The organism is Nonomuraea thailandensis (assembly GCF_024172165.1).
Taxonomy (GTDB): domain Bacteria; phylum Actinomycetota; class Actinomycetes; order Streptosporangiales; family Streptosporangiaceae; genus Nonomuraea; species Nonomuraea thailandensis.
The window spans coordinates 5,506,371-5,522,604 of record NZ_JAMZEB010000002.1 but is presented as its reverse complement, the minus strand read 5'-3'; the positions used below and the strand labels follow the sequence as shown (position 1 = coordinate 5,522,604).

The 16,234-nt window shown below is 73.2% G+C and carries 16 protein-coding genes; 8 read left to right on the top strand and 8 right to left on the bottom strand.

The genetic code is table 11. The features are described 5' to 3' along the window. Position 1: 1 nt before the first annotated feature. From HD597_RS28945 to HD597_RS28910, 8 genes are all read right to left on the bottom strand, one after another. Positions 2-646 carry a class I SAM-dependent methyltransferase gene (locus tag HD597_RS28945; protein WP_253746014.1) on the bottom strand — a complete coding sequence of 215 codons (645 nt, stop codon included), beginning with the start codon at positions 644-646 and terminating at the stop codon, positions 2-4. Positions 647-769: 123 nt separating this feature from the next. Next, positions 770-2,290: an acyl-CoA synthetase gene (locus HD597_RS28940; protein ID WP_253746013.1), complete on the bottom strand. Its 1,521-nt coding sequence runs from the start codon at positions 2,288-2,290 to the stop codon at positions 770-772. Positions 2,291-2,323: 33 nt separating this feature from the next. Further along, positions 2,324-3,301 (bottom strand): MsnO8 family LLM class oxidoreductase, encoded by a 978-nt coding sequence (locus tag HD597_RS28935; protein ID WP_253746012.1) that lies wholly within the window; start codon positions 3,299-3,301, stop codon positions 2,324-2,326. 29 nt (positions 3,302-3,330) lie between these two features. Next, the gene (locus HD597_RS28930; RefSeq protein WP_253746011.1) at positions 3,331-4,089 is read right to left on the bottom strand and encodes an aminotransferase class IV; all 759 of its coding nucleotides are present in this window, start codon (positions 4,087-4,089) and stop codon (positions 3,331-3,333) included. Between the two features lie 6 nt (positions 4,090-4,095). Further along, positions 4,096-5,082, bottom strand: a complete 987-nt coding sequence (locus HD597_RS28925) for a hypothetical protein (protein ID WP_253746010.1) — start codon at positions 5,080-5,082, stop codon at positions 4,096-4,098. Beyond that, a complete protein-coding gene (locus tag HD597_RS28920; protein ID WP_253746009.1) occupies positions 5,082-5,561 on the bottom strand; it encodes a SigE family RNA polymerase sigma factor in 480 nt (159 codons plus the stop codon). Before HD597_RS28920 ends, HD597_RS28925 begins: the two co-directional genes overlap by 1 nt. A gap of 81 nt (positions 5,562-5,642) precedes the next feature. Continuing rightward, positions 5,643-6,608, bottom strand: a complete 966-nt coding sequence (locus tag HD597_RS28915) for an adenylate/guanylate cyclase domain-containing protein (RefSeq protein ID WP_253746008.1) — start codon at positions 6,606-6,608, stop codon at positions 5,643-5,645. 29 nt (positions 6,609-6,637) lie between these two features. Further along, positions 6,638-7,390 (bottom strand): FadR/GntR family transcriptional regulator, encoded by a 753-nt coding sequence (locus tag HD597_RS28910; RefSeq protein ID WP_253746007.1) that lies wholly within the window; start codon positions 7,388-7,390, stop codon positions 6,638-6,640. Between the two features lie 88 nt (positions 7,391-7,478). Between HD597_RS28910 and HD597_RS28905 the strand changes: the two genes are divergently transcribed. From HD597_RS28905 to HD597_RS28870, 8 genes are read left to right on the top strand one after another with little or no spacing between them, the layout of a single operon-like run. Further along, positions 7,479-8,975, top strand: a complete 1,497-nt coding sequence (locus HD597_RS28905) for an ABC transporter substrate-binding protein (protein WP_253746006.1) — start codon at positions 7,479-7,481, stop codon at positions 8,973-8,975. Beyond that, positions 8,972-9,910 carry an ABC transporter permease gene (locus HD597_RS28900; protein WP_253746005.1) on the top strand — a complete coding sequence of 313 codons (939 nt, stop codon included), beginning with the start codon at positions 8,972-8,974 and terminating at the stop codon, positions 9,908-9,910. Before HD597_RS28905 ends, HD597_RS28900 begins: the two co-directional genes overlap by 4 nt. After that, complete coding sequence (locus tag HD597_RS28895; protein ID WP_253746004.1) at positions 9,907-10,740, top strand: ABC transporter permease; 834 nt, start codon at positions 9,907-9,909, stop codon at positions 10,738-10,740. Before HD597_RS28900 ends, HD597_RS28895 begins: the two co-directional genes overlap by 4 nt. Next, positions 10,727-11,641 carry an ABC transporter ATP-binding protein gene (locus HD597_RS28890; RefSeq protein WP_253746003.1) on the top strand — a complete coding sequence of 305 codons (915 nt, stop codon included), beginning with the start codon at positions 10,727-10,729 and terminating at the stop codon, positions 11,639-11,641. Before HD597_RS28895 ends, HD597_RS28890 begins: the two co-directional genes overlap by 14 nt. Further along, positions 11,610-12,410 carry an ATP-binding cassette domain-containing protein gene (locus HD597_RS28885; RefSeq protein WP_253746002.1) on the top strand — a complete coding sequence of 267 codons (801 nt, stop codon included), beginning with the start codon at positions 11,610-11,612 and terminating at the stop codon, positions 12,408-12,410. The genes HD597_RS28890 and HD597_RS28885 overlap by 32 nt, the downstream gene beginning before the upstream one ends. After that, positions 12,407-13,585: a M20 family metallopeptidase gene (locus HD597_RS28880; protein ID WP_253746001.1), complete on the top strand. Its 1,179-nt coding sequence runs from the start codon at positions 12,407-12,409 to the stop codon at positions 13,583-13,585. The genes HD597_RS28885 and HD597_RS28880 overlap by 4 nt, the downstream gene beginning before the upstream one ends. Further along, entirely contained in the window at positions 13,585-14,706 is a 1,122-nt protein-coding gene (locus HD597_RS28875) for a P1 family peptidase (RefSeq protein ID WP_253746000.1), read from the top strand. The genes HD597_RS28880 and HD597_RS28875 overlap by 1 nt, the downstream gene beginning before the upstream one ends. Then, positions 14,703-16,148: an aldehyde dehydrogenase family protein gene (locus HD597_RS28870; RefSeq protein WP_253745999.1), complete on the top strand. Its 1,446-nt coding sequence runs from the start codon at positions 14,703-14,705 to the stop codon at positions 16,146-16,148. Before HD597_RS28875 ends, HD597_RS28870 begins: the two co-directional genes overlap by 4 nt. Positions 16,149-16,234 lie beyond the last annotated feature (86 nt).

The following is a 16,234-nucleotide window of genomic DNA, read 5'->3' as shown; positions in this document are numbered from 1 at the left end:
CTCAGGAGGGTTTCGCGCCGTAGACGGTGACCGCGAACGGCCGGGGCGAGGCCGTGTGGACCTCCTCGCCGAGCCGCTTCAGCGACTCGTGCGCGTCCAGATAGCCGTGCAGCCGGTCGGCCTCCGGCCACGGATGCACGGCCACCAGCACCCCGTCGGGCACGAGCAGGGCGCTGAGCTGCTCGGCGGCCCGCTGCAGCCGCTCGTGCCGCCCCAGGTAGTAGAGCGTCTCGGAGCAGAACGCCAGGTCGTAGTGCCGCTCCGCCGGATGGGTGAGCAGGTCGGCCTGGACGAACCGCACGCGCCCGCCCTCCTCCGGCACGCGCTGCCTGGCCCGCCCCAGCGCCCGCCCCGAGACGTCCATCCCGGTGATCTCGGCGTCGGGGTAGGTGGTGGCGAGGGCGTGGGTGAAGACCCCCTCCGCGCAGCCGACCTCGACGATGCGCCGGTACGGCCGGGCCGGCACCTGCTCGAGCGTGGCGCGGTACTTGTCCTGCTCGTAGCCGTCGGACGCCAGCTTCCACGGGTCGGGGGTGCGGTGCCACCAGTCGAAGTAGCGGCGCAGGATCACGCCCTGACCCTTGGGGGACAGCAGGGAAAGCGTCCGGAAGAGCGTACGATGCGCGAGCTCGGGCAGATTGGGCACGGGCGGACTCTCTCGGTCGGGGACAAGGGGGTCGTCCGGGACTTGAGGTGCGGTCGTCGTCGAAAGGGAATGCCCGCTAAACGAGCGGGCAATGCCCAATCGTGCCCGTAACCATGAATGAAATTAGGAAATGTTGCTTCTCAACTCGCGCTTGAGTACTTTTCCGGAGGCATTTTTAGGAAGCGATTCTAGGAAAACAACTCGTTTGGGCGTTTTGAACGGCGCCAGCCGCTCCCGCAGGAACGCGAGCAGTTCCTGCTCCGTCACCCCGGCCCCCTCGCGCCGCACGACCGCGGCCGTCACCGCCTCGATCCACTTCGTGTCCGGCACCCCGAACACCGCCGCCTCCGCCACCGCCGGATGCTGGTAGAGGGCCTCCTCGACCTCCCGGCTGGCCACGTTCTCGCCACCCGTCTTGATCATGTCCTTCTTCCTGTCGACCACCGACAGGTAGCCGTCCTCGTCCAGCACGCCCAGGTCGCCGCTGTGGAACCAGCCGCCGCGGAACGCCTCCGCGGTCTTCTCCGGGTCGTTCCAGTACCCGAGCATGGCGTGCGGGCTGCGGTGCACGATCTCGCCCACCACGCCGGGCGGCACCGGCTCCCCGGCGTCGTCCACGATCCTCGTCTCGACGTTCAGCGCGGGCCGCCCCGCCGAGCCGAGCCGGGTGAGCTGCTCCTCGGGGCCGAGGATGGTGGCCACGGGCGCCATCTCGGTCTGGCCGTAGAAGTTGAACAGGCGCACGTCCGGCAGCCGCGCGGCGATCTCCTTCAGCACCTCCACCGGCATGATCGAGGCGCCGTAGTATCCCTTGCGCAGCGACGACAGGTCGCGGCGGCCGAAGTCGGGGTGGCGCAGCAGCGAGATCCACACCGTGGGCGGGCAGAACAGCTTGGTGGCCCGCTCGCCCTCGATCGTGGCCAGGATCGCCGCCGCGCTGGGCCCCGGCAGGATGATGTTGGTGGCGCCCAGGTAGACGCCCGGCGTCAGGAAGCAGTGGAGCTGCGCGCAGTGGTAGAGGGGCAGGGCGTGCACCTCGACGTCGTCGGCGCTCATCTCGCCGTCCACCACGCACGTCACGTACTGCGCGAGCAGGCTCCTGCTCGACAGCGTGGCCCCCTTGGGGCGGGACTCCGTGCCGCTGGTGTACATGAGCTGGATCGGGTCGTCGTCGGCGATCTCCACCTGGGGCTCGGAGTCGTCCTCGAAGGCCGACCACGCGGCGAACGGCTCCCACCCGTCCCGGCCCGCGCCGATCACGCCGCGCACCGCGACGGCGGGCGTGACCGCCTCCTCGGCCACCGGCAGCAGCGCCTCCTCGGCCAGGATCCCGGTGGCGCCGCAATGCCGGAGGATGTACGCCACCTCCTCGGCCCCCAGCATGAAGTTCACCGGCACGGAGATCGCCCCCAGCCGCGCCAGCGCGAAGTACGCCACGACGTACGCGTGGTTGTTGTGGCTGAAGACGGCGAACCGGTCGCCCTTGCCCACGCCTCGCGCGGCCAGGGCGTTGGCCGTCCTGTTCACCGCCCGGTCCAGATCGGCGTAGCTCTGGCGCAGGTCGCCGTAGACGACGGCGGTCTTGGAGGGATGCCGGGCGGCCGTGCGCCGCAGGAGGTCGCCGATGGCGTGCTGACGGATCATGCGAACACCCTTCAGAACGATGTTCGGGTGATCCTAACCCGTGAAGACGGCGGCGAGCCGCCGGTAGGAGTCCAGCCGCCGGTCCAGGTCGTAGGTGTTCATCGTGACCAGCACCTCGTCGGCGCCGCTCGTCTCCACCAGCGAGCCGAGCGCCACCGCGACCTCGCGCTCCGTGCCGTGGATCCTGCTCTTGAGCGCCTCGTCCAGGTACGCCCGCTCCCGGCCGCTCAGCTCCATCTCCGCGATCTCCGCGGCGGGCACGAGCGGCGGGAAGGACCCGCCGGTGCGCGAGCGCACGGTGGCCCACGCCTCCGGGAGGTGCAGGAGCGCCGCCTCCTGCGCGCTCGCGCCGACCGCGACGTCCGCGGCGACGATCACGTACGGCCGCGCCGCCCACGCCGACGGCCGGAACGCGGCCCGGTAGCGCGCCACCGCGTCGGGCATCCGCGCCCCGCCGCCGATCACCATCGGCAGCCCGTGCTCCGCCGCGATGTCCGCCCCCGCCCCCATGGCCAGCACGAACACCTGCGGCCGTAGCCCCTCCGCGGGCAGCGCGTGCACCCCCGGATGCGCGCTCTGCGTGCCGGTGAAGTAACCGAGCAGCTCGGCGAGCCGGTCGCCGAACCGGTCCGCGTCGTCCTTGCCGTGCCCGAGCGCCCGGCGGATGCCCCCGGTGAAACCCACGGAACGCCCCAGCCCCATGTCCACACGGCCGGGATGCAGCGACTCCAGCACGCCGAACTGCTCGGCCACGACCAGCGGCCGATGGTTGGGCAGCATCACGCCGCCCGTGCCCACCCGGATCCGCGAGGTGGCCGCGGCCACCGCCGCCGCCAGCACGGTCGGCGCGGACCCCGCCACCCCGGGCACGCTGTGGTGCTCCGACACCCAGAACCGGTGGTAGCCCAGCTCCTCGGCGCGCCGCGCGAACTCCACGGTCTCGCGCAGCGCGGCGGCCGGGGCCGAGCCGCGGCGGACGAGTGAGCGGTCGAGAATCGAGTAGGCGGTCATGTACGGGTGCAACACGCCCGCCCGCCGGATCAATCCACCGGATCGCCCGGCACGCTCTCGTAGTGCCCGACCAGCCGCGCCAGCAGCCCGGCGTCCTGGCGCAGCGGCACGCCGCCGACGCTGCCGACCGGCGTCACCCCCCACGAGTTGCAGAGGAACACCTGGTCGAAGCTCGTCAGGTCGGCCACCTTGACCGGCCGCCGCTCCTGCGGCACGTCCAGGTCCTGCAGCAGGCTCATCGTGATCCCGCGCAACATCGGCGCGTCCGGCCACACCAGCCGGCCGTCCGCGAAGGCACCCAGGTTCGTGATCGCGCCCTCGCTGATCAGGCCGTCCTCAGTGGTGAGCAGCGCCTCGTCGAAGCCCTCGCGGGCGGCCAGGCGCAGGATGTGGAGCTGCTGGAAGCCGAAGGCCTGCTTGATGTGCGGCAGATACCGCTGGTAGACCACCGGTTTGACGTGCAACGGGCCGCTCAGCGGCGGATGCGGCGGGTACGCGGCGGCCACGACGCGCGGCCGGCCGCCCGACTCCACGACGTTCACCCGCAGCCCGGCGTCCCGCACGCCGCCGTCCAGCACGGCCCTGATCGAGGCCAGCACCGCCGCCCGGTCGAGCTCCGCCCCGAACAGCTCCCTGTTGGCCGCTTCGAGCCGCTCGAAGTGCCGGTCGAGCCCGCGCACGCGGCGGTCCCTGACCTGCATGGCGGTGAAGTGCCCGTAGCGGGCGTCCAGCATGAGGCGCGCCTCGGCGCCGACCGGCTCGCCGTCCACGGCGGTGCGTTCCGTCACGCCGATCTACCTTACGTACAGGCCGGCGGACCAGCGAACCGGGCGGTTGGTGTACTCGCCCCACATGCCCGTTCGCACGGTCACGGTGATCCGCTCGCCCGGCGGCACCTCCAGCTCCGTGCTCGCCTTGGGGAACGGCCCCCGCGTCCAGGAGGGGCAGCCCATCCTCGCCCGGCCCTCCTCGCCGTTGACCCAGAACTTGAACCACATCCGCTGGGCCAGGTCGCCCGAGCAGAGCAGGTCGACGGTGACCGTGCCCGCGCCGCTGCCCGTCAGCGTGAAGGACGTGGCTCCCGGCCACGTACCCGACGCGCTGTCCGCCAGCCGGCGGCCGTCGAGGTGCGGGGGCAGGGCCTTGATCCGCGGGGGCTCGATGGTCATGGCCGGTGGCGTCCACTCGTAGACGGCGACGTCGCGGACCGCGGTGTCGGGCGGCTCCGGCACGCACGGCCCGTCCGCGGTCAGGCTGACGCAGCCTTCGGGGGTCCTGTCGAAGGTCAGCCTGGCCACGGTGGATCCCCGCGGCACGTCCACGGGCAGCAGGGGCGGGAGGCCGTCGCCGCAGCCGAACCCGAGGGCGTGGACCCGGCGGGAGTTCACGTAGACCACCGGCATGCGGTTGCGGCCGCCGTCGCACGGGGTGACCACCTCCAGCGGCTTCCCCGAGACCGGGACGTCGATCGACGCCTCGGCCCCCGTGAGGGTGACCAGGCCCACCCGGCGGTACTCGGTGCCGTCGGGGGAGGTGAACCGCTCGGGCAGCCCCTGAAGCGCCCCGGCGGGCGGCGTCCCCCGGGGAACGAGCCCGGAGGGGCCGGGGATCAGGTGGGCCGCCACGGCCACGACCGCCAGCGCCGCCGCGCCCGTGGCCGCCCTCCTGCGCAGGCGGGTGCGGCGGATGCGCGCGCGTACCTGGTCGTGGCGGTGCGGGTTGACGGGCGACGGGCCCTCGGCCCGCTCCCGCAGGACGTCACGCAGCTCCCGCACGCTCATCAGCGCCTCTCCTTCACGATCGACTCGTCCACTCGCAGCTTGGCCAGCGCCTTGGCGGTCTGGCTCTTGACCGTGCCCTCCTGGCAGCCCAGCAGCCTGGCCACCTCGCCGACCGGCAGGTCCTCGTAGAAGCGCAGCACGATCACCGCGCGCTGCCTGGCCGGCAGGCGCCCCACCGCCCGCCACAGCTCCTCGCCCTCCCCGGCCGCGTCGTGGGCCGGCCTGTCCGGCAGGTCGTCGCCGCTGGGCACCTCGCCGCGCCAGCGCCGCCGCCACCAGGAGATGTAGGTGGTGACCAGCACCTTGCGCACGTACGCCTCGGGCTCCTCGACGCCCGGCCACGCGAACCAGGCCTTGGCCAGCGACTCCTGCAACAGGTCCTCCGCGAGGCCCCAGTCGCGGGCCAGCAGGTACGCCGTGCGTAACAGCCGGTCCGACCTCGTCACCACGAAGTCCTGAAATATCGCCCTGTCCGCCAACTCGGCGCTCCTTCTGTGAGAGCGGCTAGCTGACGCTAGTGACGCGTCGTCGTCCCGGTCAGGTTGCCCGGGGGTGAGAACTCAGGCGCCCCCGGCCCGCATGACCGTGTACGGCGCCAGCTCGCCGAGCCCCCGCACCGACAGCCGGTTGACCTCGCGCAGCCGGAAGGCCCGATCGCCCTCCAGCTCCTCGGCGAGCTGCGGATCGGCCAGGATCGTTCCCGGCAGGGACAACGCGGTCAGCCTGCTGGCCAGATTCACCGTGGTGCCGAACACGTCGCCCATGCGCCAGATCACCGGCCCGGAGGCCAGCCCCACCCGCAGCTCGGGCATGTCCTTGCCGCGCGCGTGCGTCTCCACCAGCCGCAGCGCGATCTCCGCCGCCACGTGCGCCTTGTCGCTGACGAACAGCACCGAGTCGCCCAGCGTCTTGACCACCCGCCCGCCGGAGGACGTCACGACGTCGGCCGAGCGCCCCTCGAACCTGTCGATCAGCCTGGCCAGCTCCCCGCCGGTGATCTGCCGGCTCAGCCGGGTGAAGGCGACCAGGTCGGCGAAGCCGACGGCCAGGCGCACGGCGCTCATGTCCTGCTCGGCGATGCGCCCGGCCGCGGCGGCGAGCTGGCGCTGCCAGGCGTAGACCAGCAGCTTCGCCAGGTCGGGCACGACCCGCTCGGCCCGCCTGCGCCAGGCCCGGGGCCGCTCGGCCAGCGGCACGCCCGCGTTGTCCAGCGCCTCGGCGCCCAGCTCCGCCTGCGACTCGGCCAGCCTGGTCGTGGCCCGGCCCAGCGAGCGGGCGATGAGCAGCACGTGCTCCTCGTCGTAGACGCCCGAGGTCACCATGCCGATCAGCGTCCTGAGCGCCTCGACGTCGGAGTCGGTGAACTCCACGGCGTCGTCGGGCACGTTGGCGAACCCCAGGGCACGCCAGAAGCGCCGCGCGCGATAGACCGGCACCCCCGCCATCTCGGCGACCTGGTGACTGGTGTATCGGCGCGGCTCGCGCAGAAAGGCTTCCGCCAGCCCGTCCCCGTCCACCCGCGCCACCTCGGCAACATAACACCCTGTGGGCCAGATCACTCCAACAGTGCCCTCAGGGCACTCCGCTCACCTTCATCTACATACCCGGCGTAGTAGTCATACATTGCTTTTCTGGACAACCGGGCGGCCAGCGGCCCGTCGCCGGCCCGGACGGCGGCGATGACCTCCTCGTGGTGGCGGATGCTCCGCCGCATCAGCTCCTCCCGGTCCGGCGCCGCGGCGATCCGGTCCGCGATCAGCTTCAGCACGATCGAGCGCACCACGTCGGTGCAGACCTGGATCAGCTTGTTGCCGCCGGCCCGCGCCACCGCGTCGTGGAAGGCCACGTCCGCGGCCCCGAACGCCTCCTCGTCCTGATCGGCGGCGGCCCGCATGGCGGCGACCGCCTCGCCCATCTCGGCCAGCTGCTCCTCGGTGCGCAGGCGCGCGGCCAGCAGCACGGCCGACCCGTCCAGCACCATCCTGAACTGCACCAGCTCGCCGAGCGACAGCTCCGCCACCCTGGCCAGGGTGGTCATCGACTTGTGCAGCGCGGCGGGCGAGAACGGCAGCACCTCCGCCCCGTTCGGATCGCCGGGCCGCGAGCGCACCAGCCCACGGGCCTGCAGCACCCGCAGCGCCTCGCGCACGGTGGACCGGCTGACGGAGAACTGCACCATCAGCTCGCGCTCGCTCGGCAGCCGCCCGCCCGGTGCCAGGGCACCGCTCTCGACGGCCTCCTCGATCTGCTCCACGATCCGCTCGTAAGCGCGCACGGCACGCACCGGCTCGAAGCGCGGACCACCCATGCAAGCCCCCTTGACCCGAGCCGTCACCGGCTGGCAATGTGCGTAGCCTACTGGTCCGACCAGTACACTAGCCAGGAGGCTGTAGGACATGAGGCGAATCGGGATCTGGATCGCCGCGGGCGGTCTCCTGCTGGCCACCGCAGCCTGCGGGGGCGGCTCCGGCGGCGGAGGCGGCGACGGCGCGACGCCGGAGAGCCGGTCACTGTCGGTCGGCGCGGTGGCCGAGCCCGCCAACCTCGACTTCACCTCCACCGAAGGCGCCGCCATCCCGCAGGCCCTGCTCGTCAACGTCTACGAGGGCCTGGTCAAGCTCGACCAGAACGGGCAGATCGTGCCGCTGCTCGCCGAGAAGTGGGACGTCTCCGGCGACCGGAAGACCTACACCTTCACGCTGCGCCAGAACGTCAAGTTCAGCAGCGGCGCGCCGTTCACGGCCGACGACGTGGTCTTCTCGCTCGACCGGGTCAAGAGCGACTGGAAGCTCAAGATCAAGACCCAGCTCGACGTCGTCGACAAGGTCGAGAAGAAGGACGACTCGACCGCCGTCGTCACGCTCAAGCGGCCCAGCAACGGCTTCCTGTACGCGATGACCAGCAGGCTCGGCGCCATGTTCAGCCGCACCGGCGTGGCCGACCTGGCCAGCAAGCCCGTCGGCACCGGCCCGTACGTGCTGGGCTCCTGGCGGCGCGGCGACTCGCTCAAGCTCGACGCCAACCCCTCCTACTGGGGCGCCAGGCCCGCGCTGTCGTCGGTCACGCTGAAGTACTTCAAGGACGCCACGGCGATGAACAACGCGCTGCTGACCGGCGGCATCGACGTCATCTCCAGCGTGCAGGCGCCCGAGTCGCTGCAGCAGTTCGCCGACCCCAACCGGTTCGAGACCATCGAGGGCACCACCAACGGCGAGGTCGTGCTGTCGATGAACAACGGGCGCCCGCCGTTCGACGACAAGAAGGTCAGGCAGGCCGTGCGGCACGCCATCGACCACAAGGCGCTGCTCGACACCGCCTGGGCCGGGCGCGGGCAGCTCATCGGCTCGATGGTGCCGCCCACCGACCCCTGGTACGAGGACCGCACCGGCGACTACCCGTACGACCCGGCCAAGGCCAAGGAACTGCTCGGCGGCAGGACGTACGACGTCAAGATGCGCATCCCCAACCTGCCGTACGCGGTCAACAGCGCGCAGGTCGTCAAGTCGCAGCTCGCCCAGGTGGGCATCAACGCCGAGATCGAGCCGCTGGAGTTCCCCGCGCGCTGGCTGGACCAGGTGTTCACCAAGGGAGACTACGATCTGTCGATCATCAACCACGTCGAGCCCCGCGACATGGGCATATTCGCCGACAAGTCGTACTACTTCCGATACGACAACCCCGAGTTCGGCGAGCTGCTCGCCTCCGCCGACGAGGGCACCGAGCAGGAGCAGGCCGGCGACCTCAAGCAGGCCGCCAAGCTGCTGTCCGAGGACGCCGCGGCCGACTGGCTCTTCCTGTTCCCCAACCTGATCGTGGCGAAGAAGGGCGTCACCGGGCTGCCGAAGAACGCCATCGCGGAGTCCTTCGACTTCACCGGGCTCGCCAAGCAGTGATCCTGTACCTCGTCAAGCGGCTGGCGGTGCTGCTCGCGAGCACCGCCGTGGCCGCCGTGGCGGTGTTCGCGTTCATGGCGCTGCTGCCCGGCGACCCGGCCGAGATCGCGCTGGGCGTCAACGCCACCCCCGAGGCGGTGGCCGAGCTGCGCCGCCAGTTCGGCACCGACCGGCCGCCCGGCGTGCAGTTCCTCGACTGGTTCGGCGGGCTGGCGCAGGGCGACTTCGGCACCTCGTACGTGACCAGCGCCCCCATCGGCCCGCAGATCTCCGACCGGCTCGGCGTCACGGCCGTGCTCGTGCTCGGCGGCATGGTCGTGGCCCTGGTGCTGGCCGTGCCGCTGGGCACGTTCGCCGCCGTGCACCACCGCGACCCGCTCGGCGCGGCGATCAGCGCGGCCAGCCAGCTCGGCATCGCGATCCCCGCGTTCCTGGCCGGGATCCTGCTGGTGTTCGTGTTCGCGGTGCGGGCCCAGGTGCTGCCGTCCGGCGGTTACGTGCCCATCGCCGACGACCCGGGGGAGTGGCTGCGGAGCCTGCTGCTGCCGTGGCTGTCGCTCGGCCTGGTGCAGGGCGCCGTGCTCACCCGCTACGTGCGCAGCGCCGTGCTCGACGTCATGCGCGAGGACTACCTGCGCACCGCCCGCGCCAAGGGCCGCGGCAGCACCGGCGCGCTGTGGCGGCACGGGCTGCGCAACGCCTCCGTCCCCGTCGTCACCGTGCTCGGCCTGCAACTGGCCACGCTGCTCATCGGCGCGGTCGTGGTCGAGCGGGTCTTCGTCATCCCCGGGCTCGGCGACCTGCTGCTCAACGGCGTCGCCGGGCGTGACCTGCTGCTCGTCCAAGGCGTGGTGATGGTGCTGGTGGCCGCCGTGCTGCTGATCAACTTCGTGGTGGACGTGACCTACCACCTGCTCGACCCGAGGCTGCGATGAGAGGCAGGCCGAACGCCGCGCTGCTGGCCGGCGGCACGCTCGTCGGGCTCGTCGCCCTCGCCGCCGTCGTCTCGTTCTTCTGGACGCCGCACGACCCCACGCTCGTGGACGCCGCCCGCAAGCTGCGCGAGCCCGGCGGCGGCTACCTGCTCGGCGCCGACAAGTTCGGCCGCGACACCTTCAGCCAGCTCATGGTGGGCGCCCGCACCACCCTCTACGTCGGCATCGTCGCCGTCGGCATCGCCGCCGTCATCGGCACCCCGCTCGGCGTGGTCGCCGGGATGACGCCGCGCGGCTGGCTGTCCGAGCTGATCATGCGGGTCAACGACCTGGTGTTCGCCTTCCCCGCGCTGCTGCTGGCCGTCATGCTCGGCGCGGTGTACGGGCCCGGCACGCTCACCGCGATGATCGCGATCGGGGTGGCCACCGTGCCCGCGTTCGCCCGCGTGGCCCGCGCCGCCACCCTCCAGGTCATGGTGACCGACTACATCCTGGCCGCCCGGGCCGCCGGGCGGCGCCGGCCCGCCATCGCCGTACGGCACGTGCTGCCCAACATCGGCTCCGTGCTGATCGTGCAGGCGTCGGTGTCGTTCGCGATCGCGATCCTGGCCGAGGCGGCGCTGTCGTTCCTCGGCTTCGGCACCCGCCCGCCGATCCCGTCGTGGGGGCGCATGCTGCAGGAGTCGCAGGAGCTGCTCTTCTCCACGCCCCGCCTGGCGCTGTGGCCGGGGATCGCGATCGCCGTGGCCGTGCTCGGCTTCAACCTCCTCGGCGACGGCCTGCGCGACCACCTCGACCCCAAGCTCAGGAGGATCCGTGCTGAAGGTTGACGGCCTGACCGTCCGCGCGGGCGCCGTCGAGCTGGTGCACGACGTCTCCTTCGCCATCGCGCCCGGCGAGCGGGTCGGGCTGATCGGCGAGTCCGGCTCCGGCAAGTCGCTCACCGCGCTGTCGCTCATGGGCCTGCTCCCCGAGGGCGTCACCGCCTCAGGGCAGGCCAGGCTCGGCGACCACGACCTCGTCGGCGTGCCCGAGAGCCGGCTGAAGAGCCTGCGAGGCCGCGAGCTGTCCATGGTCTTCCAGGAGCCCATGACCGCGCTCAACCCGCTCATGCGGATCGGCGCCCAGGTCGCCGAGGTCATGACCCTGCACGGCAGCTCCCGCCGGCAGGCCCGCGAGCGCTCGGCCGAGCTGCTGGAACGCGTACGGCTGCCCGAGCCCGCCCAGCTCGCCCGCGCCTACCCGCACCAGCTCTCCGGCGGCCAGCGCCAGCGCGTCATGCTCGCCATCGCCCTGGCCAACAGCCCCGGGCTGCTCATCTGCGACGAGCCCACCACCGCGCTCGACGTCACCGTGCAGAAGCAGATGCTCGACCTGATCGCCGAGGTCGCGCCCGCGCTGCTGTTCATCACCCACGACCTGGCCGTGGTCGCCTCCATGTGCGAGAGGGTCCTGGTCATGTACGGCGGCCGCGTCGTCGAGTCCGGCCCGCTGCGCGAGGTCTTCACCCGGCCCCGCCACCGCTACACGCAGGGCCTGCTGGCCGCCTCCAGGCTCACCCCGCGCGGCACCCGCCTGCCCACCATCGCCGGCAGCGTGCCACCGGCGGGCGGCTTCCCCGGCGGATGCGTCTTCCGCAACCGCTGCCCGCACGCCACCCCCGCCTGCGAGACGACTCCGGCGCTGACAGGAGACGGCCATGCCTACGCATGCTGGCACCCCGCTGATTGAGGCGCAGGGGCTGAACCGGGTCTACCGCCGCCCCCGCACCTCGCTCACCAGGCCGGGAGCCGCCGTGCACGCCCTGCGCGACGTCTCCCTGACCGTGCGCCGCGGCGAGCGCCACGGCATCGTCGGCGAGTCCGGCTCCGGCAAGTCCACGCTGCTGCGCCTGCTCTGCGCCCTCGACCAGCCCACCAGCGGCACCATCCGCTTCGACGGCCAGGAGATCACCGGCAGGCCGGAGCGCCGGCTGCGCTTCCTGCGCGAGAACCTCCAGATCGTCTTCCAGGACCCGATGAGCTCGCTCGACCCGCGCATGCGCGTGCGCGACCTCGTCGCCGAGCCGCTGGCCGCCCTCGGCCTGCCCGCCGGCGACCGGGTCGCCGAGCTGCTCGACGCGGTCGGGCTGCCCGCCACGGCCGCCGACCGGTACCCGCACCAGTTCTCCGGCGGGCAGCGGCAGCGCATCGCCATCGCCCGCGCGCTCGCGCCCCGGCCGAAGGTGCTGGTCGCCGACGAGCCCGTCAGCGCTCTGGACGTCTCCGTGCGAGGGCAGATACTCAACCTGCTGGCAGACCTCGTGGACGAGCTGGGGCTCACCCTCGTGTTCGTCTCGCACGACCTGTCCGTGGTGCGGCACGTGTGCGAGACGGTCGCGGTCATGAGCCAGGGCGAGATCGTGGAGACCGGGCCCGTGGACGACGTCTGGGCCTCGCCCGCCCACCCGTACACGCAGGCGCTGCTTGCGGCCGTACCGACTCTGGAGGGACTGCTGTGATCGAAGTCGACGCCGATGGAGTGGTGGAGTTCACGCAGGCGCTGGTCCGCATCCCCAGCACCAACGACCCGGCGCGCGGCCGCTGCGAGCAGCCCGCCGCCGACCTCGTCGAGGCGCGGATGCGGGAGTGGGGCTGGGACCCCGTCGTGTACGAGGCCGCGCCCGGCCGCCCGAACGTGGTCGCCGTCGTCGAGGGCGGCGGCGGGCCCGGGCCGACCCTCATGTTCGAGGGCCACACGGACGTCGTCACCGAGGGCGACCTGTCCTCGTGGACCGTGGACCCGTTCGGCGGCGAGATCCGCGACGGCAGGCTGTGGGGGCGGGGCAGCGCCGACATGAAGTCGGGCCTGGCCGCCACCCTCTACGCCACCCGCGCCCTGCAGCTCGCGGGAACGTTCCCGGGCCGGATCAAGGTGTGCGCGCTGGCCGACGAGGAGGGCCTCATGCTCGGCGCGCACCACTTCGTCTCCTCCGGCCTGGCCGCGGACGTGGACGGGGCGATCGTCGCCGAGCCCGAGGCGGGCGAGATCTGCGCCGTGGCCAAGGGCGCGCTGCGGCTGCGCGTGGACCTGCACGGCCGGATGGCGCACGGCGCGATGCCCCAGCACGGCCGCAACCCCATCGCCGCCGCCGGCACCCTGCTGACCGGGCTGCGGTCGCTGCAGGATGAGCTCCAGCGGCGCCATCCGGCGCACGAGCACCTCGGCGAGGTGTACGTGACGCCGACCGTCCTGGCCGCCGGCTCCGAGGAGCAGGTCAACGTGATCCCGGCCGTCGCCTCCGTCTTCGTGGACGTGCGCACCGTGCCGGGCGCCGAGCACAAGGAGATCGCCGACCGGGTGGCAGCCCTGGCCGCCGCGGACGGGATCTCGGTGGAGGTGTCGGTGCTGGTGGACCGGCCGCCCGTGGACGTGCCCCGGTCCGACCCCGTGGTCGCCGCGCTGGCCGCCGCCCACCGCGCCGTGACGGGCGAGGAGCCGGTGTACGGCGGGGTGCCGGGCACGACCGACGGGACCGTGCTGACGCACTGGGGCGGGGTGCCGTCCGTGGTGTACGGGCCCGGCGGGAAGTGGATCGCGCACCAGGCCGACGAGTTCGTGGAGGTGGCGGAGATCGTGCGGTGCACGCGGGTGTTCGCCGAGGCCGCCAGGCGGTTCCTGACCAGGGAGTACTGATGGTGCCCGGCGTTCTGCCGCGGGCCGGGGCGACGAACTCGCTGGTGGACGTGGCGGGGCTGCGGGTGGGGCACGCCCGGCGCGTCGGAGGCGGCTTCCGTACCGGCACCACCGTCGTCCTGGCGCCCGCCGGCGGCGCGGTGGCGGGGGTGGACGTGCGCGGCGCCGCCCCCGGGACACGGGAGACGGAGCTGCTGGACCCGCGCAACCTGGTCGAGCGGGTGCACGCCGTGGTGCTGTCGGGCGGGAGCGCGTTCGGGCTGGGGGCCGCCTGCGGGGTGATGTCGCGCCTGGCGGACGCGGGCGTGGGGTTCCCGGTGGAGGGCGGGGTGGTGCCGATCGTGCCGGCGGCGGTCATCTTCGACCTCGGCCGCGGCGGCGCCTTCCGCGCCGTCCCTGACGCCGCCCTGGGCGCCGCCGCCTACGACGCCGCCCTCGGCCCGCACGCCGCCGCCTCTCCCGTCCCTTCCCCCAGAAGGACCCCGGCCCCGGACGGCGAGGCGGCCGCGGGCGGCGGGGACGGCGCCGTCGCGTGTCACGCGGGACCGGCGAGAGGATCGGTCGGAGCCGGGACCGGCGCCATGGCGGGCGGCCTGGCCGGCGGGACGGGCACCGCGAGCGCCGTGCTCCCCGACGGCACCACCGTGGCCGCCCTCGCCGTGGTGAACGCCGTCGGCTCCGTCCTCGACCACCGCGACGCCACCCTCGCCGGCGCCGCATACGGCCTGCCGGGCGAGTTCGACCACCTCGTCCCCCCGGCCCCGGAGGAGGCCGCCGCCTGGGAACCGGCCGACGCGCCCTCCTTCAACACCACGATCGGCGTCGTGGCCACCGACCGCACCCTCACCAAGGCCCAGTGCGGCAAGCTGGCCGCCGTCGCCCACGACGGCCTGGCCAGGGCCATCAGGCCGGCCCACACCATGACCGACGGCGACACGATCTTCGGCCTGGCCACCTGCGCCCGCCCCGCCCCCGGCCAGGACACGTTCCAGGACGTCCTCGCCGCGGCGGCCGACGTGTTCAGCCGCGCCGTGGCGCAGGCCGTCCTGGCCGCCACCGGGCGCGCGGGCGCGCCCGCCTACCTCGACGTCTTCCCCAGCGCACTGCGGAGCCGAGCATGACCTTCGACCAGATCTGGCCCACGGGCCTGCCCACCGGCCTGCCCACTGGCCTGCCCATCGGCGCCGGCTGGGTGGAGAGCGCCGGCACCACCGACGTGATCTTCCCCTACGACGGCTCCACGGTGGCCGCCGCTCCGCTCGGGACGGCCGCACACGCCGCCAGGGCCGTGGACGAGGCCCTCGCCGCGGCCCCCGCCATGGCCGCGCTGCCCTCGCACGCCCGCCGCGCCGCCCTCATGGGCGGCCACGACGCGCTGCGCGACAACCGGGAGGAGTTCGAGCGGCTGCTCGTGCTCGAGACCGGCAAGCCGCTGGTGGACTGCCGGGTCGAGGTCGCCAGGACCCTCCTGACGCTCGCCACCGCCGCCGAGGAGGTGGCCAGGCTGCACGGCGAGACCGTGCCGCTCGACCTGCTGCCGTCCGGCGAGGGTCTGATCGGGTTCTGGACGCGCCGGCCGATCGGCGTCGTCGTCGGCATCACCGGCTTCAACTATCCGCTCCTCCTGGCCGCCCACAAGATCGCCCCGGCGGTGGCGGCCGGCTGCCCGGTGATCGTCAAGCCCGCGCCCGCGACCCCGCTGGCCACGCTCTGGCTCGTCCACCTGCTGAGGGACGCGCTGCCCCCCGCCGCCGTGCAGGTCGTCACCGGCGGCGTCGAGGTCGGCCGCACGCTGGTGGAGGACCGGCGGATCGGCGCGGTGTCGTTCACCGGCTCCGCCGCCGCGGGCCACGCCATCGCGCGGGCCGCCGCCCCCACGAAGGTGCTGCTGGAGCTGGGCTCGAACGCGGCCCTCGTGGTCGCGGCCGACGCCGACCTGGAGGCCGCCGCCGACGCGGTCGTGCGCGGCGGCTACTACGCCTCCGGCCAGGCGTGCATCTCCGTGCAGCGGGTGCTGGTCGAGGAGCCGGCGGCGGCGGAGTTCCTGCCGCTGCTGGCCGACCGCGTCAAGAGCGTCGCCGTCGGCGACCCCCGGCTGCCGCAGACGCGGGTCGCCCCGCTGATCGACCAGGCCGCCGCGGACCGCGTGCTGGAGTGGATCGCCGCCTCCGGGGCCGACGTGGTCACGGGCGGGCACCGCGACGGGCGCGCCATCGCGCCGACGGTGCTGGCCGGCGTGCCGGACGGAGCCGCGGCCTGGGACGAGGAGATCTTCGGCCCCGTCGTGTGCGTACGCCAGGTGGCGGATCTCGACGCCGCCGTCACCGCGGTCAACAGGTCCAGGTACGGCCTGCACGCGGCGGTGTTCACGCGCTCGCTGGCCACGGCCTTCGCGGCGATCGAGCGGATCGAGGCGGGCGGGGTGGTGGTCAACGACGTGCCGGGGTTCAGGGCCGACAACATGCCGTACGGAGGGGTGAAGGACTCGGGGGCGGGACGTGAGGGGCCGCGCTTCGCGATCGAGGAGCTGACCGTCACGAGGATGGCGATCATCCGCCCGTAGAGCCGATGCCCGGAGAGCCCGATGCCCGTCGGGTCCGATGCCCGGAGCGGTAGAGCGCCGGTGCCCGGAGCCCGGGCCGCCTCGCG

Coding starts and splice junctions, on each gene's coding strand:
- HD597_RS28940 (WP_253746013.1), bottom strand. CDS start 2,290: ATGATCCGTCAGCACGCCATCGGCGACCTCCTGCGGCGCACGGCCGCC.
- HD597_RS28935 (WP_253746012.1), bottom strand. CDS start 3,301: ATGACCGCCTACTCGATTCTCGACCGCTCACTCGTCCGCCGCGGCTCG.
- HD597_RS28925 (WP_253746010.1), bottom strand. CDS start 5,082: ATGAGCGTGCGGGAGCTGCGTGACGTCCTGCGGGAGCGGGCCGAGGGC.
- HD597_RS28910 (WP_253746007.1), bottom strand. CDS start 7,390: ATGGGTGGTCCGCGCTTCGAGCCGGTGCGTGCCGTGCGCGCTTACGAG.
- HD597_RS28905 (WP_253746006.1), top strand. CDS start 7,479: ATGAGGCGAATCGGGATCTGGATCGCCGCGGGCGGTCTCCTGCTGGCC.
- HD597_RS28895 (WP_253746004.1), top strand. CDS start 9,907: ATGAGAGGCAGGCCGAACGCCGCGCTGCTGGCCGGCGGCACGCTCGTC.
- HD597_RS28885 (WP_253746002.1), top strand. CDS start 11,610: ATGCCTACGCATGCTGGCACCCCGCTGATTGAGGCGCAGGGGCTGAAC.
- HD597_RS28875 (WP_253746000.1), top strand. CDS start 13,585: ATGGTGCCCGGCGTTCTGCCGCGGGCCGGGGCGACGAACTCGCTGGTG.
- HD597_RS28870 (WP_253745999.1), top strand. CDS start 14,703: ATGACCTTCGACCAGATCTGGCCCACGGGCCTGCCCACCGGCCTGCCC.